Below are 22,334 nucleotides of genomic sequence, written 5' to 3'. Positions count from 1 at the left end.
AAAATTTGCCATACATATTATTATGCATCACAGATACGGCGACCAGGCAGGAAATTTTACCTGTCCATCGGTTGCCGGAAGACGCGCTTTGAAACGCCCGTCAGTCGAAACTAGCTGCAATACAGTCCCCAACCCTTGGCTGGAGCTATAAATCACCATAGTGCCGTTAGGTGCGATACTCGGCGTTTCATCCAGGAACGTATCCGTCAAAATTTGAACGGCTCCCGTTGCCAGATCTTGTTTAGCTATGTGCTGCTTACCACTCTCTGAGCTGACCATCACCACAAAATTGCCATCTGCGCTTACATCAGCATCCTGGTTTTGTGTGCCTTCCCAAGTGAGGCGTTGCGGAGCACCGCCATTAATATCGGTTTTATATAACTGTGGACGACCACCCTGATCAGAGGTATAAACCAAAGTCTGGTTATCCGGCATCCAACTTGGCTCAGTATTGTTACTGCGCCCATCTGTAACCTGACGAATATGAGCTGAACTCAAATCCATCACATAAAGATTCAAACTACCCGATTTAGACAGAGCAAATGCCAATTTACTGCCATCAGGGGAAAATGCAGGTGCACCGTTATGACGCGGGAAAGAGGCAACCTGACGTACCTCACCACTCGCCAAGGTCTGGATAACCAAGGCAGAACGGCCACTTTCAAATGTCACATAAGCCAGTTTGGCGCCATCAGGAGACCATGCCGGCGACATCAACGGTTCTGGCGAACGGTGAACAGTGAACTGGTTGTAACCATCGTAATCAGATACACGCAGTTCATACGGATATTTACCGCCATTAGTCTTTACAATGTAAGCCAGACGAGTACGGAATGCGCCTTTGATGCCCGTCAGTTTTTCAAATACTTGATCACTGGCTGTATGCGCAGCATAACGCAACCATTGTTTGGTCACTTTAAACTGATCCTGAGCAAGTACTGTGCCCGGAGCACTCGAAGTATCAACCAACTGATAAGAGATCAAAAAACCACCATCTGCGCTTGGTTGAATCTGCCCAACAACAACAGCGTCAATCCCCAACGCAGACCACGCAGCAGGTGTTACCTCAGATGCCGTCGTTGGTTGCTGTGGCATACGGCTGATATCAATAGGGTTAAATTTACCGCTGTTGCGAAGATCAGCGCCAACAATCGCCCCAATCTCTTCCGGTGCATTACCCGCTCCAGTCCATTTAAAGGGTACAACGCCAATAGGACGTGCAGAATCGACACCTTGGGTGATCTCGATACGAACTTCTGCGTAAGCAACCGTGGCCCACAACATTAAAATGCCTAGTACTACTTTAAAAGCCTGCCTCATTAATCTCTCCCTTATCACGATGGAATAGTCGCAATAATTCGCAGAATATTAACAAACGTCAACAAACAAAACCAGATATACCCGTTATCTTTCAAGTTGCCTCTTTGTTGGCTGCACTCACTCACCCCGGTCACATAGTTATCTATGCCCCCGGGGATTCGCTCCCTTGCCGTCGCGATGCATCTTGAAATCCATAAGGTATAGCTTAATAACATTGAATGGTTTTGTTTGTTATTAATAACTTCTAAATAACAACTTTATTGAGGTTTGAAATCAAGCAGCGCGTTTTTAAACGCTTCATAAACCTCCTTGCTTGGCGGTTTCGGAATTTTCGCTTGTTTAGCCGCCGCTACCGCCGCTTGGCACAACGCCTGGTCTCCCCCCTCTGACTTTACATCAATTAACAAGCCATCAGGAGCAAGTTTAATCCGTAATGCACAGGTACGCCCACGATACATGCTTGGATCGTAAAACTTATTCTGTATCGCTATCTGGATCTGCCCCAGATAGTTATTAATGTCAGCATTTGAAGCGCCACTTTTCTTACCGCCACCTTTACCGGCGGCAGAAGCCCCTCCTTGCTGTTTCGGTGCATTGGAAGTTAAACCACCCAGTAAGTCATCAACTTCACTTGCCTGTTTAGTGGCTTGCTCAGCGGCTTTTTTCTTGGCGTCAGCTTCGGCCTTGGCTTTAGCCTTTGCATCTGCCTCAGTTTTGGCTTTAGCATCCGCTTCAGCCTTGGCTTTTGCTTTAGCCTCAGCGTCTGCTTTGGCTTTCGCTTCTTCCGCGGCTTTTTGTTTAGCAGCCACGGCTTCAGCTTCTTTCTTAGCTTCCGCTTCGGCTTTCTTCTGTGCCTCAGCCTGCTCTCTAATCAGTTTTTCTTTTTCAGCTTTAGCTTTTGCCGCCGCTTCTTCTGCCTGTTTTTGCTCTTCACGGGCTTTGTTTGCCGCTTCTACAGCTTGCTTTTTCTGTTCTTCCGCAGCCTGTTGCGCTTTAATTCGTTCTTCTTCTACCGCTTTTAAACGTTCCTGCTCTTCAGCCTGTTTTTCCCTTAATTCAGCGGCCTGCTGTTCGGCTTTCTTGTTTCGTAACTGCTCTGCACGCTTAGCATCAGCCTGCTGTTGTTGCTGTTGATTGTACTGCTGTACTACCGCATTCGGATCGACCATAACAGCATCAATAACAGAACCATCCTGACCACCGCCACCCATTTCAGTTTTTCGTGTCAGGGAACCCCAAATAAGTAACCCGATCAAAATAATATGCAACACAACCGAAACGATAACAGCGCGATTTAATTTATTGTTTTGCCCGTTTGTCTTTCCCACGCTCGATATCCAAGATCTTCAAATAACAGCAACTGTCGGCCAAACTCAGATAGGCTGAGTCATTAAACCAACGGATTTCACACCTGCCTGATGCAGCATATTGAGTGCCTTAATAATCTCATCGTAAGGCACTTCCTTCGAACCACCAATCAAGAAAACGGTTTTTGGATTCTTTTCTATTTGTGCCCGCGCTTCAACAATAATCTGCGGCTCAGGCAATAATTCCAACCGTTCATGGTTAACTATCATGGTGTACTGACCAACACCAGAAACCTCCACGATTACCGGTGGATTATCAGAGTTAGAAACCGTTTTAGAATCTACCGCATCCGGCAGATCAACTTCTACGCTTTGAGTGATAATCGGCGCTGTTGCCATAAAGATAAGCAACAGAACCAGCAATACGTCCAGTAAGGGAACGATATTGATTTCGGATTTCAGCTCACGCTTGCGACTACGAGTGCGTGCCATAGCCTCCCCCTTACTATTTGTTCTCTGCTTGATTTTCAGCAGCGAAAGCCTGACGATGCAAAATAGCCAGAAACTCTTCCATAAAGTTATCGTAATTTTGCTCCAGCTTATTAACACGTTGATTCAAGCGGTTGTATGCCATAACTGCCGGAATCGCCGCAAACAGACCAATCGCCGTTGCAATCAACGCTTCTGCAATACCCGGCGCCACCATCTGGAGAGTGGCCTGTTTTACCGCACCTAACGCGATAAATGCATGCATGATGCCCCAAACTGTACCAAATAAACCAATGTATGGACTAATTGAGCCAACTGTCCCCAAGAACGGAATATGGCTTTCCAGCGATTCCAATTCACGATTCATTGAGATACGCATTGCACGCGAAGCCCCTGTTACTACCGCTTCTGGAGCATGATTATTTGCATGGTGCAGACGGGCAAATTCTTTGAACCCAGAATAAAAAATTTGTTCTGTTCCACCTAAAGAATCTCGACGCGACTGACTTTCCTTATATAAGCGTGATAATTCAATACCCGACCAGAATTTATCTTCAAACGCCTCCGATTCTCGGGTTGCTGCATTGAGAATTTTGGTCCTTTGAATAATGATCGCCCATGAAGCAACGGAAAAGCAGATCAAAATAAGCATGATCAGTTGCACCAAAAGGCCCGCTTTCAGGAATAAATCTAGAATGTTCATGTCAGTCACTGCTTAAACTCCGCGACAATAGACTTTGGAAGCGCAATCGGCTTCATTTGAGATGTATTCACGCAGGCGACTAAAACTTCTGCGCTGTTAATCATTGCTCCATTACCATCAACAATGCGTTGAATAAATGTCAAAGATGCTCGACGAATATCCGTAATTTCACTCTGCACCTCCAACATATCATCAAGCCGGGCCGGGGCTCGGTAATCAACCACCATACGCCGTACAACAAATGCAATTTGTTCATCAAGTAAACGCTGTTGATGAATTCCATGCTGACGTAACATCTCAGTACGTGCTCTTTCATAAAAGACGACATAACGGCCGTTATAAACTATCCCGCCTACATCTGTATCTTCATAATAAATACGAATGGGCCACCGGAACAACGTATTACTCACTTTCAATCCTACATAAGGCGAATTAACGTTGCCACTATACTCAAGACAATGCGGCTTTGGAATAATGTGCAAATAAAAAATTTATGGGTTAGATGCCCCAATAACATACAGAATTAACTTATAAAGAAATGACACAGCCCCAAAATCAAGCATGCCGGCAAGGGAGAGAAAAAGATACGCCAGACGATATTTCTTGGCTGAAAACCCATCCCGAAAGTCACACTTGTACATACAGACCATATTAGAAAATACTTTGCCATATCTGTAATGAACTGGTGTTAGCCGCAAAACGAGCAGGGTCCCAGAATACATAAGCAGCGAATATTAATGCCACAATAAGGATAAAGCCCGCACAGGGGCTTTATCCATTAGTATCCATGCCGATAGTATTTATCCATACCCGTCATCTTTCAAGTTGCCTCTTTGTTGGCTGCACTCACTCACCCCGGTCACATAGTTACCTATGCTCCCGGGGATTCGCTCCCTTGCCGTCGCGATCCATCTTGAAATCCATTGGGTATATCAACAAGATTTCTCGCTATTTTTCGCGACTTTTTCTTCTTCATTATGTTCAAGAGCTAAGGCTGCGATGATAGCGAAACTACAAGCCAAGAGCGTTCCGAGAATCCAAGCAAAATACCACATGCTTTATGTTCCTTAGTACAGTGAATGTTTGTTATCTTCGATAAAACTTTTATCCAAACGCCCGAACATTTTGTAGTAACACCAAATGGTATATCCCAGAATGATTGGGACAAAAATCAATGCAACTACAAACATAACACGCAGCGTCATCAGGCTTGAAGTCGCATCCCACATCGTCAAACTGACATTAGGATCAGTGATTGAAGGCATCACAAATGGGAACATCGTTACACCGCAGGCCAGAATGATGCCAGCAATTGTCAGTGAAGAGAACAGGAATGCCCATCCAGCTTTATTCATACGCGTCATCAGCATCGTCAGCAAAGGCGAAGCCACACCCAATGCCGGTAGTACCCACAACCACGGATAGTTGTTAAAGTTGGTCAACCAAGCACCCGCCTGATGAGCGACTTCTTTATGTAATGGATTAGACTGAGCCACCGTATCCAAGCCGCCAGTCACAATATAACCATCAATACCATAAATCAGCCATACACCTGCCAACAGGAAAGCCACCATTGTCACCAGCGCACAGAGATAAGTTGCCGCACGAGAACGCAGGCGCAGCTCACCCGTAGTACGCATTTGCAGATAAGTTGCCCCCTGAGTCACAATCATCATCAAGCTGATAATTCCCGCCAATAAGCCGTACGGGTTGAGCAATCCAAAGAAGGAGCCGGTATAGAACAGACGGAGTTGGGAATCGACGTTAAACGGCACCCCCTGTAATAGATTACCGAATGCCACACCGATAACTAATGGTGGAACAAAGCTACCGACAAATATTCCCCAATCCCACATGTTACGCCACTTGCGGTTTTCCAATTTGGAGCGGTAATCAAAACCAACCGGACGGAAGAACAACGCAGATAACACCAGGATCATAGCAACATAGAAGCCAGAGAACGCCGCAGCATAGACCATCGGCCATGCGGCGAACAGCGCTCCACCGGCGGTAATCAGCCAAACCTGATTACCATCCCAATGCGGTGCCACTGAGTTAATCATGATGCGACGCTCAATATCGTTTTTGCCGATGATACGTAACAGGATACCGACTCCCATATCAAAACCATCAGTTACCGCGAAACCGATTAGCAATACACCAATCAGTAGCCACCATATAAATCGTAGTACTTCATAATCAAACATAAGTGGACTCCTGTTTACTGAGCTTCAGGTGCTGAAGTTGTTTTCTGTTCAAAATGGTAACGCCCCGTTTTTAGGCTACTTGGGCCAAGGCGAGCAAATTTGAACATCAGAAACATTTCCGCAATCAGGAATAAGGTATAAAGGCCACAAATCAGCGCCATAGAGAACAAGATATCGCCGGCTGCTAAATTGGAACTCGCCACCGCAGTTGGCAGAACTTCACCAATTGCCCACGGTTGACGACCATATTCCGCCACAAACCAGCCTGATTCGATGGCAATCCACGGCAATGGAATACTGTACAGTGCTGCGCGTAGCAACCACTTTTGTTTACCAATGCGGCCACGGATAACGCTCCAAAACGCCAGACCGATCAACAGTAACATCAGGAAACCTGCTGCAACCATGATACGGAATGCAAAATAGAGCGGTGCAACCCGAGGAATAGAATCTTTTGCGGCTGCTTTGATCTGTTCTTCACTGGCATCAGTCACTTTGCTGGTATAACGTTTCAGCAACATGCCATAACCCAGATCTTGTTTATTTTCATTGAATGCTGTACGAACAGTTGGGTCTGTGTTACCTGCACGTAATTCTTCCAACAGATGATAAGCCTTTATACCATTACGAATACGCTGCTCATGCTGGTCCATCAGATCGCGCAGACCAATGACCGGAGTATCAACAGAACGGGTAGCAATTAGCCCCATAAGATAAGGGATCTGAATGGCATATTTGTTTTCCATTTTATCCTGATCCGGGATACCTATCAGTGTAAAAGCAGCCGGCGGTGGCTGGGTTTCCCATTCAGCTTCAATGGCGGCCAGCTTAGTTTTTTGTACGTCGCCCATTTCGTAACCAGATTCATCACCCAGTACAATAACGGATAGCACAGCGGCGATACCAAAACTTGAAGCAATCGCAAATGAACGCTTAGCAAATGGAATATCACGGCCTTTAAGCAGATAGTAAGAGCTGATACCGAGAACGAAGATCGCCCCTGTCACATAACCTGCGGCAACGGTATGCACAAATTTCACTTGAGCAACCGGGTTCAGTACCAGTTCAGCAAAACTTACCATCTCCATGCGCATGGTTTCAAAGTTGAAATCAGAAGCAATTGGGTTTTGCATCCAACCGTTAGCAACCAGAATCCAAAGTGCAGAGAAGTTAGATCCTAATGCGACCAACCAAGTTACCGCCAGATGTTGTGTCTTGCTGAGACGATCCCAACCGAAGAAGAACAGACCTACGAATGTAGACTCCAGGAAGAACGCCATCAAGCCTTCAATCGCTAGAGGCGCACCGAAAATGTCACCAACGTAGTGAGAAAAGTATGACCAGTTAGTCCCAAACTGGAACTCCATAGTCAACCCTGTTGCAACCCCCAGAGCAAAGTTAATACCAAATAACTTGCCCCAGAATTTTGTCATATCTTTATAAATTTGTTTACCGGAAAGCACATATACCGTTTCCATGATCGCCAGCAAAAACGCCATACCGAGCGTTAGTGGAACGAATAGAAAGTGATACATTGCAGTTAAGGCAAACTGTAATCGTGACAGTTCGACAATATCAAACATCTTGACTCCTTGCTCCTAGCAGGAAGACACCGACTTGCGGCAACCTGACTTCATATAAGCACTTTTCTCAAAGTACTCATGTGGAAGCCTCGTAACTACCAGCAATAAATGCCTTTAAAATATACCGTTATCTTTCAAGTTGCCTCTTTGTTGGCTGCACTCACTCACCCCGGTCACATAGTTCTCTATGCTCCCGGGGATTCGCTCCCTTGCCGTCGCGATGCATCTTGAAATCTATTGGGTATAACAACTCAGTACTCAGTACTCAGTAAATTAAAAACTAATTAGACTAATAGTATAGTACGCTTATATTCCCATACAATAAATAGGTTTTACGTGATTCAGATTAGAATTCTGAATATAGGTCAAGAATTGCAACCTCTGTTTAATAGGAACTAATTTGATTAGAGTCAATTTAAGCAAATTAAAGCAATAATGCTATAGTAATAAATTGATTTTAGTCATCTTTTTCTGGTTAGTGTTAATTACCTTGTCTATTATTTCATTTTGGTTGATATATTGTTAATTATTTGTTCATTTAGATAAATATTGATTTCTATATTGCTGTGAAATGGCTTTTAAAATTAACTTCTTATTTTGATTCTTAAGAAAATATTATTATTAACTTCGTTTTTATTAAATTTAATTTTGATAAAGAGCATTAATGAAATTCAGTTTAATTTAATTGGAGAATAACAAAGTGCGAGCCGCACTAAAGCGCGTTCAAAACACTGCCCAGGTTCGCTCTTTTGGTAAAGGAGGGCAAATAAAATAGCCCTATTGGAATGGCAGTTAATGAATTTAATCGCGGTGAATACTGCCTATACAAATAAAAAGGCCACTTCACAGTGGCCTCATAGATAAGCATCTCTTATCAACGCTTACTTGCCAGCGAGTAAATCCTTCACTGCATCACCGATGTCTGCCAGACTGCGGACCGTCTTCACGCCAGCCGCTTCCAGAGCAGCAAATTTTTCGTCCGCCGTTCCTTTACCACCTGCAATAATGGCACCGGCATGCCCCATTCGCTTACCTTTCGGCGCAGTCACACCGGCAATATAGGCAACAACCGGCTTAGTGACATGCTCTTTAATATAAGCCGCCGCTTCTTCTTCCGCTGTTCCACCAATTTCACCAATCATTACTATGGCTTCTGTTTGCGGATCTTCCTGGAACAATTTCAGAATATCGATGAAGTTAGAACCTGGAATTGGGTCACCACCGATACCAACACAAGTAGATTGTCCTAAACCGGCATCCGTCGTCTGTTTTACCGCTTCATAAGTCAATGTTCCTGAGCGGGAAACAATGCCAACTTTACCTGCTCGATGAATGTGTCCCGGCATAATACCGATCTTACATTCATCTGGCGTAATGACTCCCGGACAGTTAGGGCCGATCATACGCACACCTGCTTCATCCAATTTCACTTTAACCGCCAGCATATCCAGCGTTGGGATACCTTCAGTAATCGTGATGATCAGTTTAATACCAGCGTCGATCGCTTCCAGAATAGAATCTTTACAGAATGGCGCAGGAACATAGATAACAGAAGCCGTTGCCCCTGTTGCGTCTACCGCTTCACGAACGGTATTGAAAACAGGTAACCCTAGATGTTCAGTACCACCTTTACCCGGCGTTACTCCACCAACCATTTGGGTACCATAAGCAATCGCTTGTTCTGAATGGAAAGTACCTTGGCTGCCAGTGAAACCCTGACAGATAACTTTGGTGTTTTTATCAATTAAAATAGACATTATTTATTTTGCCCCCACTGCTGCTACTGCTTGCTTAGCTGCATCTGTCAAGCTGGTTGCGGCAATGATATTTAAACCACTGTCAGCCAGTTTTTTCGCGCCCAGATCAGCATTGTTCCCTTCCAAACGAACAACAACCGGTACGTGAACCCCGACTTCTTCCACCGCACCAATAATACCGTCAGCAATCAGGTCACAACGAACAATACCACCAAAGATATTAACCAATACCGCTTTCACATTTTCATCTGACAGGATGATTTTAAACGCTTCTGTAACACGCTCTTTGGTTGCACCACCACCGACATCAAGGAAGTTCGCTGGCGCACCACCATGCAATTTCACGATATCCATCGTCCCCATTGCCAAGCCTGCTCCGTTTACCATGCAACCAATATTGCCATCCAGCGCAACATAGTTCAGCTCCCACTGTGCCGCCTGAGCTTCACGAGGATCTTCCTGAGATGGATCATGCATTTCACGCAACTCAGCCTGACGGAACAGTGCGTTACCATCAGCGCCCAATTTACCATCCAGACAAATCAGATCACCCTGAGTCGTGATAACCAGCGGATTAATTTCAACCAGAGCCAGATCGCGCTCCAGGAACAGATTTGCCAATCCTAAGAAAATTTTAGTGAACTGGCTGACTTGCTTACCGGTTAAACCCAATTTAAATGCCAGTTCACGCCCCTGATAAGACATAGGGCCAATTAACGGGTCGATAATCGCTTTATGAATCAGTTCCGGGGTCTCTTCCGCAACTTTTTCAATTTCAACACCACCTTCAGTAGAAGCCATGAACACTACACGACGTGTACCACGATCAACCACAGCACCAAGATACAGCTCCTTCGCAATATCGGTTGCCGCTTCCACTAAAATCTGACGAACAGGCTGCCCTTGCGCATCTGTTTGGTAAGTGACCAAACGTTTTCCTAGCCACTGCTCTGCGAAAGCGCGAATTTCTTCTTTACTGTTAACCACTTTCACGCCGCCCGCTTTACCGCGACCGCCAGCATGAACCTGGCACTTCACCACCCAAGGGCCAGAACCGATTTTAGATGCAGCTTCTTCTGCTTCACGCGGTGTCGTGCAGGCATAACCAGCCGGAGCGGGTAAACCATACCGTGCAAAAAGCTGTTTTGCCTGATACTCGTGTAAATTCATGATGTTCTATCCATAATTAAGTCTAAGAAAAGCAAAAAATTGGTAAGTTGCTCTCTGATTTTTTGTTGCTCTGGATATAGCCAGTCCAAAGACTGGCTGTACATAATACCCGTTATCTTTCAAGTTGACTCTTTGTTGGCCTCACTCGCTCACCCCGGTCACATAGTTCGCTATGCTCCCGGGGATTCGCTCCCTTGCCATCGCAATCCATCTTGAAATCCATAGGGTATATACATTTGTTTACTTCAGACTGGGCAAATATTAGCGCGTATCTGCCCTGATTATGTTGCTATACGTCCAGCAGCAAACGTGCAGGATCTTCCAGCATTTCTTTGATGGTCACCAGGAAGCCTACAGACTCACGTCCATCAATCAGACGGTGGTCATAAGACAGTGCCAGGTACATCATTGGAAGGATCTCCACCTGACCATTCACCGCCATCGGACGATCTTTAATGGCATGCATACCAAGAATCGCGCTCTGTGGCGGGTTAATGATCGGCGTGGACATTAAAGAGCCAAATACACCACCATTGGTAATCGTGAAATTACCGCCGGTCAGCTCTTCAACGGTCAATTTGCCGTCGCGGCCTTTGATAGCCAGCTCTTTAATACGTTTTTCGAGTTCAGCCATGCTCAATGCATCCGCATCACGCAGTACCGGCGTTACCAGACCACGCGGTGTCGATACCGCAATACTGATATCGAAATAGTTGTGGTAAACCACATCAGTACCATCAATAGAAGCATTCACTTCTGGATAGCGTTTCAGTGCTTCAACCACGGCTTTCACATAGAAAGACATAAAGCCCAGACGCACACCGTGGCGTTTTTCAAACGCTTCGCCGTACTGCTTACGCATTTCCTGAATTGGCTTCATGTTAACTTCGTTAAATGTTGTCAACATCGCCGTGTTGTTTTTCGCTTCCAGCAGACGTTCAGCCACACGTTTACGCAGGCGAGTCATTGGAACACGTTTTTCGCTGCGGTGCGGCAACAAAGAATCCTGGGCAGAAGCAGAGATTTCTGCTGATTTATTACCCGCTTTTTCGTTATCAGCCATATGTTTTTCCACGTCTTCACGGACGATACGTCCACCAACACCACTGCCTTTAATCGCTTTAGCATCAAGATCATGCTCTGCAATCAAACGGCGGACCGCCGGGCTGAGCGCATCATTGCTCTCTTCTTCTAAACCGGCAGTCTGGCGTTTCGCCAAAGTTGCTTCTGTTTTTTCTTTTATTTCTGTCGGCTTACCAGTGCTATCGCCCAGACGGATACGACCAAGAAGCTGACGGGATAGAACAGTGGCATCTTTCACTTCCAAAATAGCTTCTAAAACACCCGCTTCACTGGCAGGCACTTCCAGCACAACTTTATCTGTTTCGATTTCAACCAGCACTTCATCACGTTCAACACGGTCACCCTCTTTTTTGTGCCAGACCGCCACAGTGGCATCAGCAACAGACTCAGGCAGATCCGGAACCAGAATATCTACGCTACTCATTTTATATCCTTTATTTATTCAACGTTCAGTGCGTCATTAACCAGCTCTTGTTGTTGTTGCTGGTGAACTGACATATATCCAACTGCCGGGGAAGCAGACGCAGGACGACCTGCATAACGTAAAGAAGCCCCGAACGGGATCACTTCACGGAAGTTGTGCTGACTACAATACCAGGCCCCCTGATTTAATGGCTCTTCCTGGCACCAGACAAAATCATGTACATGTGCATACTGTTCCAGTGTTGACTGAACATCCTGATGAGGGAACGGATATAGTTGCTCAATACGCACAATAGCGACATCAGTTTGTTCATTTTTACGGCGTTGCTCTAACAGGTCGTAGTAGACTTTACCTGAGCAGAGTACAACCCGTTTAACACCTTTCGGATCAAACTCATCAATTTCACCAATAACCGTCTGGAATTTACCATTAGCCAGTTCATCCAGGCTGGAAACGGCTAATGGATGACGCAACAGCGATTTTGGCGACATAACGATCAACGGACGACGCATACCGCGCAAAGCCTGACGGCGAAGCATGTGGTAGACCTGAGCTGGCGTTGATGGCACACAAACCTGCATGTTCTGTTCTGCGCATAGTTGAAGATAACGCTCCAAACGTGCTGATGAGTGTTCAGGCCCCTGCCCTTCATAACCATGCGGCAACAACATCACCAGACCGCACATACGGCCCCATTTCTGCTCACCGGAGCTGATGAATTGGTCAATAACAACCTGTGCACCGTTGGCAAAATCACCAAATTGAGCTTCCCAGATTGTCAGAGCACGAGGTTCTGTTGTTGCATAACCATACTCAAACGCCAACACCGCCTCTTCAGACAGAACAGAATCCCAAACATTGAATGCTCCCTGACCGTTATGAACGTTCGCCAGAGGAACATAAACAGAACCGTTAGCCTGATTATGGATAACTGCATGACGATGGAAGAAAGTACCACGGCCGGCATCTTCACCAGACAAACGTACCGGAACCCCTTCATCCACCAAAGTGGCATAGGCCAATGTTTCTGCGGCGCCCCAATCGAACAATTTATCGCCGTTCGCCATCTCTGCACGGTCGTTATAAATTTTCGCTACACGGGAGTGCATTGTCACTTCTTCCGGGACAGAACTGATGCGTCTGCCCAGATCTTGCAAACGCTTAACATCAACTTTATGCAGGTACTCTTCATCCCATTCGTGATTAAGATAAGGTTCCCAAGTAAATGAGTGCAGCCCCATTGAGCGCCATTCATCAACGACACAATCACCACGGTCGAGCGCATCACGATACAGGTTAACCATCTCAGTCACATCATCGACTGATATCAGCTTTTCCGCCACCAGCTTGTCACCATAGATTTTACGTGGCGTTGGGTGCTTCTTAATTTTCTGATACATCATTGGCTGAGTGGCACTTGGCTCATCAGCTTCGTTATGACCATGACGGCGATAGCAGACCAGATCGATCATCACATCGCATTTGAAGGTATTACGGAAATCCAGCGCCAAACGGGTAACAAACGCCACCGCTTCTGGATCATCTGCATTAACGTGGAAAATCGGCGCCTGTACCATTTTGATAATATCAGTACAGTATTGTGTTGAACGGGCATCTTTCGGGTTAGACGTTGTGAAACCGATCTGGTTATTGATGATGATACGAATTGTACCACCCACTTCATAACCACGAGCTTGAGACATGTTCAGGGTTTCCTGCACCACTCCCTGGCCGGTAACAGCAGCATCACCGTGGATAGTGATTGGCAATACCATATTACTGCGGCCTTCATCCAGACGGTCACGGCGGGCGCGTACTGAACCAATAACCACAGGGCTGACAATCTCAAGGTGAGATGGGTTAAATGCTAATGCCAAATGAACCTTAGCCCCCTCGGTTGCAAAATCAGACGAGAAACCCTGATGATACTTCACGTCACCGGTACCAAGGTGCTCTTTATGCTTACCCGCAAACTCATCAAACAAATCAGCCGGTTTTTTACCTAAGATATTAACCAAGACGTTGAGGCGACCACGGTGAGCCATTCCTAGTACGACTTCTCGTGTGTCATGTTTACCCGCATGACGGATAAGATCCTTCAACATCGGGATAAGCGCATCACCACCTTCAAGAGAGAAACGTTTCGCTCCCGGAAACTTAGCTCCCAGATAACGCTCCAAACCTTCGGCTGCCGTCAGTTCCGCCAGAAAACGCAGCTTTTCCTCTACGCTAAACTGAGAATTAACAGTAACAGATTCCAGACGCTGCTGAATCCAACGTTTTTCTTCCGTATTGGTGATGTGCATGTATTCAGCACCAATAGAACCGCAATAAGTGCGTTTCAGTGCTTCATACAAATCAGCCAATTTCATCGTCTCTTTGCCGATAGCAAAAGAACCTACGTTAAATGTCTCTGCAAAATCAGCTTCCGTCAGATTATGGAAAGCAGGATCTAAATCAGGAACACTATCCTGTTTCCATAATCCCAACGGGTCAAGGTTCGCATTTTGATGACCGCGGAAGCGGAATGCATTGATGAGCTGCAAAACTTTAACTTGTTTTGCATCCATTGCTGGATCGCTGACAGAGGAATGATAACGCGTAGTATCTTTCGCAAGACGACGAAAGTAATCACGCGTCTGCGAGTGGAGTTGTTCACCGCTGAGTCCCGCATTCGGCAATTGTTGGAAAATCTCTCTCCAACTTGCATCAACGGAGTTTGGATCGGTTATATAGTCTTCATAGATCTGCTCTACGTAAGACTGGTTTGAACCAGCCAGGAAGCTTGAATCCAGCCAGTCCTTCATTGCGCCGTTCTGCATTGTGATCCCTTAAGCTTTAAAAGCTTTAGTTTTCGCCGTGGTTAACTATTACCGTTTAAATACGGTATCGATAAAAGGTTCATTTGGACGTGCTTTATGCATGTTCTCTTTTGGGTTTCAGAACCCTTCAAGGAACCTTTAAAAACGGTTAGGCTGTTTTTAAAGGTTCCTCACTTCAAGCTTTTGTCATCATTAGCAGTTGGCAACTCGTTGCTCTTCAATTCTTTGTGCCCTCCACAGAAAAAATCTCGCGGAGGGCAGACCTATTATGCACTATGTTTCAGCAACATAGACTTAATATGGCCAATAGCTTTTGTTGGATTCAACCCCTTGGGGCACACACTGACACAATTCATGATGCTATGGCAACGGAAAACACTGAAAGCATCATTCAGCTTGTCTAATCGTGAAGCCGTTTCAGTATCACGGCTGTCAATCAGGAAGCGATATGCTGCCAGTAAGCCCGCCGGCCCGATAAATTTATCAGGGTTCCACCAGAATGACGGGCAGGAAGTTGAACAACATGCACACAGAATACATTCGTACAGACCATCGAGCTTTTCCCTTTGTGCAGGCGATTGTAAATGTTCACGTGCCGGCGGGTTTTTGCCGTCATTTAGCAAATATGGGCGAATCTTCTCATATTGCGCATAGAATTGCCCCATATCTACAACCAGGTCACGAATAACCGGCAAGCCTGGCAACGGACGGATAACAATTTTCTTGCTACCACGCCGTAAAGCCGAAACAGGCGTAATACAGGCCAGGCCATTTTTACCGTTCATGTTAAGGCCGTCAGAACCACAAACACCTTCACGGCAAGAACGACGGAAAGAGAGTGTTGGGTCCTGCTGCTCTTTAAGCTGGATCAACGCATCCAGCAACATCATGTCACGCCCTTCTTCTGCTTCCAGCGTGTAATCCTGCATACGAGGAGCGCTGTCAACATCCGGGTTGTAACGATAAATCGAAAATTCAAGTTTCATAATCTATTCCTCCGCAACTGGATTATCAGCAACTCATTAGTAAGTACGCGCTTTCGGCGGAAATGCTTCACGCAGTTTTGGCTGCATGTTGACATCACGACGAGTCATGGTCTCAGTTTGCGGCAGATAAAGAGTATGGCATAACCAGTTCGCATCATCACGATCCGGATAGTCGAAACGGCTGTGAGCACCGCGGCTCTCAGTGCGGAAATTAGCAGCAACAGCCGTGGAAAGTGCTGTTTCCATCAGGTTATCAAGCTCCAGACACTCAATTCTCTGAGTATTGAACTCTGAGGAAGTATCGTCCAAACGCGCACTCTTCAGGCGTTCACGGATAACTTTAAGTTCTTCCAGCCCTTTAGCCATTGCATCACCTTCACGGAATACCGAGAAGTTGTTCTGCATACACGCTTGCAAATCTTTACGAATTTTAACCGGATCTTCACCCGTACGGGTACTATTCCAACGGTTCAGACGTTGCAAGGATATTTCAATATCCGATTCGCTGGCTTCACGGCTAGTCCCCTGCTCCATCAACGATTCTTTCAGGTGCAAACCGGCAGAACGGCCAAACACCACTAAGTCCAACAGCGAGTTCCCCCCCAAACGGTTTGCGCCATGAACCGATACACAGGCAATTTCACCGACAGCAAACAGACCCGGAATAACCACATCTTCACCGTTTTCGTTAACCATCAGAGCCTGACCGGTCACTTTAGTTGGGATTCCTCCCATCATATAGTGGCAAGTTGGAATAACCGGGATAGGTTCTTTTACTGGGTCAACGTGGGCGAAAGTACGGGATAACTCAAGAATGCCCGGCAGACGAGATTCCAGCACCTCTTTGCCCAAATGATCCAATTTCAGCTTGGCATGAGGACCCCAAGGACCTTCACAACCACGGCCTTCGCGGATTTCGATCATAATGGAACGTGCCACGACATCACGACCAGCCAGATCTTTAGCATTTGGCGCGTAACGCTCCATAAAGCGCTCGCCATCTTTATTCAGCAAATAACCACCTTCACCACGGCAGCCTTCTGTTACCAGAACACCTGCTCCGGCAATACCGGTTGGGTGGAATTGCCACATTTCCATATCCTGTACAGGTACACCCGCACGCAGCGCCATACCTACACCATCACCGGTGTTAATGTGGGCGTTAGTGGTTGATTGATAAATACGACCGGCACCACCCGTTGCCAGAATCGTTGCCTTCGCTTTGAAATAAACCACTTCACCGGTTTCAATAGAGATCGCAGTACAACCAACAATAGTGCCATCCTGATTTTTAACCAGATCCAACGAATACCATTCAGAAAAAATAGTGGTGTGATTTTTTAAGTTCTGCTGATACAGCGTATGCAACAGGGCATGACCGGTACGGTCTGCCGCCGCAGCGGTACGTGCAGCCTGTTCACCACCAAAGTTTTTTGACTGGCCACCGAATGGACGTTGATAAATACGACCGTCATCCAAACGCGAAAATGGCAACCCCATGTGTTCCAGTTCCAGAATGGCCTCGGGCCCGGTCTTACACATGTACTCAATCGCATCCTGATCACCGATATAGTCGGAGCCTTTCACCGTGTCATACATGTGCCATTCCCAGTTATCGTCATGGGAGTTACCCAACGCAACGGTGATCCCCCCCTGCGCAGATACAGTATGAGAACGGGTTGGGAATACTTTGGAAATCAAAGCACAGGATAATCCCATTTGTGAAATTTGTAGCGCAGCGCGCATGCCAGCGCCACCTGCACCAATAACGACTGCATCAAACTCTCTTACTGGCAGTTTCATCTATACCCCCCACACCACAATTGTTCCGTAAATCAAGTAAGCCATCAGTGCAACGATAATCGCTAATTGCAGCATTAAACGCAGTGCCAGCGGCTTTACATAGTCAGTGAGTACTTGCCACATACCAATCCAAGCGTGAGCCAGAATGGAAAACAGTGCCAGCACAGTGAAAACTTTAGTGATGGATGAGGCGAAGAAACCCCGCCAGACTTCATAAGTGATATCCGGCGTTGTAACGACAAAGCCCAGCATATAAAGAACATATAAAACAATAATCATTGCGGACGCGCGCAATAATAGCCAATCATGGATACCCGTGCGACCCAATGCAGATGCGTTACTTACCATACCAGTACTCCAGCCAGAATCGACAGAATAACAGCAATCCCGATTGCCACTTTGGCAGAGAGACTACCGACCGCTAAGTTTTCTTCCAAGTAGCCGAAATCCATCAGCATATGACGGACACCACCACAGATATGGTAAGCCAGTGCGGTCAGAATGCCCCACACAATAAACTTAGCGAAAAATCCCGTCATAATATCGGCGGCTTGCTGAAACCCTTCTTGCGAGGAGAGAGACATTCCTAACAACCAGAGGAGAATTCCTACTGCTACGAAAGTAATGACGCCGGAGACACGGTGCAAGATCGAGGTTATTGCAGAGACTGGAAAGTGTATCGTCTGCAAATCAAGGTTGACAGGTCTTTGTTTTTTCACAATTTTGCCCACACAGCTCTTTTATTATTTTCCTTCCTCCGGACCTGGGCGGAAATCAGACAGCGATAAGAGGATACAAAGACACAACATTTGATCAAACGATAGATCCTTCATGTTAAAAAATGTTGTGATTTAGTTACGCTGGGTGCTCCTACAGCAGGGTAATCCGGAGACCTGGCGGCAGTATATGTGCTTCACATTATTATTACAATTACAACACAATATGATTAGCTACATTTCCACTGAACAGTGATTAAGATCACGATTCAAACATATTGCACAAAATTAATTATCTTGTTTGACAAACTTTAAACATTTATCTTACATATATGGTTGAAAACACTTTTGAGATTGATTTTTGATAAGAGGAAAGACCTCAAGAAAAGCTAAAGTTATGTAACTGTGTAGTCCACACGAATCATAATCATTTTTGTAGTCAATGCATAAAACATAACTCTCAAAAATTCGCTAACAACCTAAAAACCATTGTCGTCCAGGGTGAGATTTCAGCCTTAAATGTGATATTGGCCTGATTTCAGCTTTTCCCCGGTAGTACAGTGTCAGGGGACACAGTATAAGAACCAATTCCACCAGGCATCATAGGTGTAGGTCATTTTTGTCAATAAATTGGGAACACAGATTGCACAGCAACCGGAGTATGCGCACAGTCTGTAAGAGGTGATTCACTCACAAATCGCTCACCGGCGCGGGCCACACCAAAGTGCATTCAAAAGTGACCGCTTTTGTCAGAGCACCGTCCAAGCCCGTTCTTAATGACAAAGAATGGTCGATAAAATAGCCTGATTAAGATAAATTCTATACGATGTCTTTCCGCCGTGGTTGTTAAAAGTTATAAAAATGAAAGCGCTAAGGAGACTGTAATGGCAGATAACAAAGCAACTCTAACCCCAGATGGTTCAGTTGCTATTGAATTGGACGTGCTAACACCGACCCTTGGGTCTAAAGTCATCGACGTTCGTACTCTCGGTTCCCAAGGTTTCTATACCTACGACCCTGGTTTTACTTCCACAGCATCTTGCGAATCCAAGATCACTTACATTGATGGTAACGAAGGTGTATTGCTGCACCGTGGTTTCCCTATCGACCAGCTAGCGACAAAATCCACTTATCTGGAAGTCTGCTATATCCTGCTGTATGGTGAAACACCAACACAAGAACAGTTTGATAAATTCAAAAAAACCATTACCCGCCACACCATGATTCACGAACAGATCCATCGCCTGTTCAACGGTTTCCGCCGTGATTCGCATCCTATGGCCGTACTGTGTGGTGTTACTGGCGCTCTGGCTGCTTTCTATCATGATGCTCTGGACGTGAACAATCCACGTCACCGTGACATTACCGCCTACCGCCTGCTGTCAAAAATGCCGACAGTGGCCGCCATGTGCTACAAATACTCTATCGGTCAACCATTCGTTTATCCACGCAATGATCTCTCCTATGCAGGCAACTTTCTAAACATGATGTTCGCTACGCCATGTGAAGAATATAAAGTGAACCCAGTACTGGAACGTGCTATGGATCGCATCTTTATTCTACATGCGGACCATGAACAAAACGCGTCTACCTCAACAGTACGAACCGCGGGCTCTTCTGGCGCTAACCCATTTGCCTGTATTGCCGCAGGTATCGCTTCTCTTTGGGGGCCTGCTCATGGCGGTGCAAACGAAGCTTGTCTGCGTATGCTGGAAGAAATTCAGTCGGTTGAACATATTCCGGAATTTATTAAACGTGCCAAAGATAAGAATGATGCTTTCCGTCTGATGGGATTTGGTCATCGTGTTTACAAAAACTATGATCCTCGTGCAACCGTCATGCGTGAAACCTGCCATGAAGTGCTAGATGAACTTGGCCTGAATGATAGCCTGCTGGAAGTTGCTATGGAGCTTGAACGTATCGCTCTGCACGATCCTTATTTTATTGAGAAAAAACTGTATCCGAACGTGGATTTCTACTCCGGCATTATCCTGAAAGCAATGGGTATTCCATCCACTATGTTCACTGTTATTTTCGCCATTGCCCGTACTATCGGCTGGATCGCTCACTGGAATGAAATGCATGATGGTGGCGTGAAAATCGCTCGCCCACGTCAACTCTATACCGGCTACACAAAACGTGATTTCGATAGCCAGCTTGAAAAATAATAATAAAATCCCATTACGATAGAAGGCAGAGCTCTAACTTAATCGTTAGGGCTTTATTTAATTGGAAAGATTATTCGGTGAGTACGGCTTAAAGCACCGTCAAAATTGATCTCATCACCTTCCTTATGTATGCTCGTTATCCAAGAGTAGGTACAAGCGACTTACTCTCTAAATTATCAAACGTAGCCTCTATTTGCGTGTGTAGCGAGATCACCAAGATCAAAATTCACAGCTCTATGAATCGGATAGAATAACGTTATTGACAAAAAAACGTTAGTTATGAAAAGCCTGTCAAAAGCTTTGAAGCCCGCCGTTGGTGGGCTTCGTTTATTTCCGTCTTAGGAAAACGTGATTAAACCGGGTTTGGAATATCGATAAAAGTGACATCCAGACCATAATGACCAGCCAACCACTCCCCCAAAGCCTTAATACCATAACGTTCGGTGGCATGATGACCCGCCGCATAAAAATGCAGCCCCATTTCGCGGGCGATATGAACCGTCTGCTCTGACACTTCACCGGTAATAAAAGCATCAACACCAAATTCCGCCGCCTGTTGAATAAAACTCTGACCACCGCCGGTACACCAAGCAAGCGTTCGAATCTCTGCGGGTGCATTGTCACCGATATGCAACGCTTGGCGACCCAGCGCCTGTTCGATACGTGCAGCCAACTCCACCGGCGTTATCGGCTGTTCAAATTCCCCATGCGGCACGAATGGCTCAATCAACCCGACAACTTTCGCATTAATCAGGCGGGCCAATTGCGCGTTATTTCCCAGTGATGGATGAGCATCAAGGGGCAGATGATAACCATATAAATTGATATCATTACAGAGCAGAGTTTTCAGGCGATTACGTTTCATACCACGGATCACTGCTGACTCATTTTTCCAAAAATAGCCATGATGAACGATAATGGCATCAGCCTGATGACGAACCGCTTCATCCAATAAAGCCTGACAAGCAGTAACACCCGTAACAACCCGCTGAATATGAGCACGCCCTTCAACTTGTAAACCATTGGGGGCATAATCCTGAAACTCACCAACATTCAGCTCTTGGTTAATGACATTTTCCAGCTCAATATTACGCATCATATTTGTCCTGTGTATTGATTGTATGACAATAATATACCGTTACCTGCCGCCAATTGTCAGTTGTCAGCTACTTTTGATTGCCAAAACCTGCTCTGACTGTTTTAACCATACGGGCTTATCGCTGGTTTTTACCCATACACGATACAAATAACTGTAAAAACGGGCGCGATCACGACGAAACAACATAACCGGAAACGCCAGGATACCGAAAGTGACAGCGCCAATACGGCGTAAAAGAACTTGATACCAAGGATACTCACGATATGAAGACATATTAGTCCTCCTTAAAATGATCCCACTTTTCCGCAGGATCTTAAAAATAATCAATCTGTAAATTGTTTAAAATTTTATCGCAAAAAATGAAAATTTACCACTTATCAGACCACTTTTAAGCCGTTATTGTCGCTATATTTTCTATTTTATGTAATTTTATTACATAAAATATGATAAAAATGTAATATTACAAACATTTTATTAACAGTTGGTAAAAATGGGATCAACGATAATCAGAGTCAATTTTTTCATGATCCTATTCCTATAATCATAAATTTCACTTTGCTTAGGAAAAGAACTAGGCTGTGTCCCGCAATAGATTGAGATAGAATAATCCCCTGGCTCTGACTTTCGGAAAAAACCTGTTATGGCTCGTTACGACCTTCCTGATGAAGCATGGGAGTTACTGCTCCCCTTATTGCCC

At 45.6% G+C, this 22,334-nt stretch carries 20 protein-coding genes and 1 pseudogene; 1 reads left to right on the top strand and 20 read right to left on the bottom strand.

The window, feature by feature from the left end:
- Positions 1-27: 27 nt before the first annotated feature.
- The 18 genes and pseudogenes from tolB to sdhC form a co-directional block, all read right to left on the bottom strand.
- Positions 28-1,320, bottom strand: a complete 1,293-nt coding sequence (tolB, locus tag AAC155_RS19460) for a Tol-Pal system beta propeller repeat protein TolB (RefSeq protein WP_113043791.1) — start codon at positions 1,318-1,320, stop codon at positions 28-30.
- Positions 1,321-1,334: 14 nt separating this feature from the next.
- Positions 1,335-1,535: a hypothetical protein gene (locus AAC155_RS19455; protein ID WP_158536605.1), complete on the bottom strand. Its 201-nt coding sequence runs from the start codon at positions 1,533-1,535 to the stop codon at positions 1,335-1,337.
- Positions 1,536-1,577: 42 nt separating this feature from the next.
- Entirely contained in the window at positions 1,578-2,648 is a 1,071-nt protein-coding gene (tolA, locus tag AAC155_RS19450; RefSeq protein WP_113043790.1) for a cell envelope integrity protein TolA, read from the bottom strand.
- Between the two features lie 45 nt (positions 2,649-2,693).
- The gene (tolR, locus tag AAC155_RS19445; protein WP_011145756.1) at positions 2,694-3,119 is read right to left on the bottom strand and encodes a colicin uptake protein TolR; all 426 of its coding nucleotides are present in this window, start codon (positions 3,117-3,119) and stop codon (positions 2,694-2,696) included.
- A 13-nt stretch (positions 3,120-3,132) separates the two neighbouring features.
- On the bottom strand, positions 3,133-3,828 hold the full coding sequence (tolQ, locus tag AAC155_RS19440) for a Tol-Pal system protein TolQ (protein ID WP_113043789.1): 696 nt from the start codon (positions 3,826-3,828) through the stop codon (positions 3,133-3,135).
- A complete protein-coding gene (gene ybgC, locus AAC155_RS19435; RefSeq protein WP_011145754.1) occupies positions 3,825-4,229 on the bottom strand; it encodes a tol-pal system-associated acyl-CoA thioesterase in 405 nt (134 codons plus the stop codon). Before ybgC ends, tolQ begins: the two co-directional genes overlap by 4 nt.
- Before the next feature lie 113 nt (positions 4,230-4,342).
- Positions 4,343-4,598 (bottom strand): annotated as a pseudogene (gene ybgE, locus AAC155_RS19430) (cyd operon protein YbgE).
- Positions 4,599-4,751: 153 nt separating this feature from the next.
- On the bottom strand, positions 4,752-4,874 hold the full coding sequence (gene cydX, locus AAC155_RS19425) for a cytochrome bd-I oxidase subunit CydX (RefSeq protein ID WP_058589160.1): 123 nt from the start codon (positions 4,872-4,874) through the stop codon (positions 4,752-4,754).
- Positions 4,875-4,886: 12 nt separating this feature from the next.
- Complete coding sequence (gene cydB / locus AAC155_RS19420; RefSeq protein WP_113043788.1) at positions 4,887-6,026, bottom strand: cytochrome d ubiquinol oxidase subunit II; 1,140 nt, start codon at positions 6,024-6,026, stop codon at positions 4,887-4,889.
- Between the two features lie 14 nt (positions 6,027-6,040).
- Complete coding sequence (gene cydA, locus AAC155_RS19415) at positions 6,041-7,609, bottom strand: cytochrome ubiquinol oxidase subunit I (RefSeq protein WP_113043787.1); 1,569 nt, start codon at positions 7,607-7,609, stop codon at positions 6,041-6,043.
- A gap of 881 nt (positions 7,610-8,490) precedes the next feature.
- Positions 8,491-9,366, bottom strand: a complete 876-nt coding sequence (sucD, locus tag AAC155_RS19410; RefSeq protein WP_113043786.1) for a succinate--CoA ligase subunit alpha — start codon at positions 9,364-9,366, stop codon at positions 8,491-8,493.
- Positions 9,367-9,369: 3 nt separating this feature from the next.
- Positions 9,370-10,536 carry an ADP-forming succinate--CoA ligase subunit beta gene (gene sucC, locus AAC155_RS19405; RefSeq protein WP_113043785.1) on the bottom strand — a complete coding sequence of 389 codons (1,167 nt, stop codon included), beginning with the start codon at positions 10,534-10,536 and terminating at the stop codon, positions 9,370-9,372.
- A 289-nt stretch (positions 10,537-10,825) separates the two neighbouring features.
- The gene (gene odhB / locus AAC155_RS19400; protein WP_113043784.1) at positions 10,826-12,043 is read right to left on the bottom strand and encodes a 2-oxoglutarate dehydrogenase complex dihydrolipoyllysine-residue succinyltransferase; all 1,218 of its coding nucleotides are present in this window, start codon (positions 12,041-12,043) and stop codon (positions 10,826-10,828) included.
- Between the two features lie 14 nt (positions 12,044-12,057).
- Positions 12,058-14,865: a 2-oxoglutarate dehydrogenase E1 component gene (sucA, locus tag AAC155_RS19395; RefSeq protein WP_113043783.1), complete on the bottom strand. Its 2,808-nt coding sequence runs from the start codon at positions 14,863-14,865 to the stop codon at positions 12,058-12,060.
- A gap of 266 nt (positions 14,866-15,131) precedes the next feature.
- The gene (locus tag AAC155_RS19390) at positions 15,132-15,851 is read right to left on the bottom strand and encodes a succinate dehydrogenase iron-sulfur subunit (RefSeq protein WP_113043782.1); all 720 of its coding nucleotides are present in this window, start codon (positions 15,849-15,851) and stop codon (positions 15,132-15,134) included.
- A 36-nt stretch (positions 15,852-15,887) separates the two neighbouring features.
- Positions 15,888-17,654 (bottom strand): succinate dehydrogenase flavoprotein subunit, encoded by a 1,767-nt coding sequence (gene sdhA, locus AAC155_RS19385; protein ID WP_113043781.1) that lies wholly within the window; start codon positions 17,652-17,654, stop codon positions 15,888-15,890.
- A complete protein-coding gene (gene sdhD / locus AAC155_RS19380) occupies positions 17,655-18,002 on the bottom strand; it encodes a succinate dehydrogenase membrane anchor subunit (protein WP_112876196.1) in 348 nt (115 codons plus the stop codon).
- A complete protein-coding gene (gene sdhC, locus AAC155_RS19375; RefSeq protein ID WP_112876197.1) occupies positions 17,996-18,385 on the bottom strand; it encodes a succinate dehydrogenase cytochrome b556 subunit in 390 nt (129 codons plus the stop codon). The genes sdhD and sdhC overlap by 7 nt, the downstream gene beginning before the upstream one ends.
- Before the next feature lie 869 nt (positions 18,386-19,254).
- Here sdhC and AAC155_RS19370 point away from each other — a divergent pair.
- Entirely contained in the window at positions 19,255-20,538 is a 1,284-nt protein-coding gene (locus tag AAC155_RS19370) for a citrate synthase (protein WP_113043780.1), read from the top strand.
- Between the two features lie 352 nt (positions 20,539-20,890).
- Here AAC155_RS19370 and AAC155_RS19365 read toward each other — a convergent pair whose 3' ends face one another.
- Both AAC155_RS19365 and AAC155_RS19360 read right to left on the bottom strand, forming a co-directional pair.
- Positions 20,891-21,634 carry a type 2 GTP cyclohydrolase I gene (locus AAC155_RS19365; RefSeq protein ID WP_191214949.1) on the bottom strand — a complete coding sequence of 248 codons (744 nt, stop codon included), beginning with the start codon at positions 21,632-21,634 and terminating at the stop codon, positions 20,891-20,893.
- A gap of 66 nt (positions 21,635-21,700) precedes the next feature.
- Positions 21,701-21,910 carry a YbfA family protein gene (locus AAC155_RS19360; RefSeq protein WP_011145728.1) on the bottom strand — a complete coding sequence of 70 codons (210 nt, stop codon included), beginning with the start codon at positions 21,908-21,910 and terminating at the stop codon, positions 21,701-21,703.
- Positions 21,911-22,334: the final 424 nt, after the last annotated feature.

The organism is Photorhabdus sp. HUG-39, from assembly GCF_963878365.1.
GTDB classification, from domain to species: domain Bacteria; phylum Pseudomonadota; class Gammaproteobacteria; order Enterobacterales; family Enterobacteriaceae; genus Photorhabdus; species Photorhabdus kayaii.
This window is presented reverse-complemented; position numbering and strand designations above follow the sequence as displayed.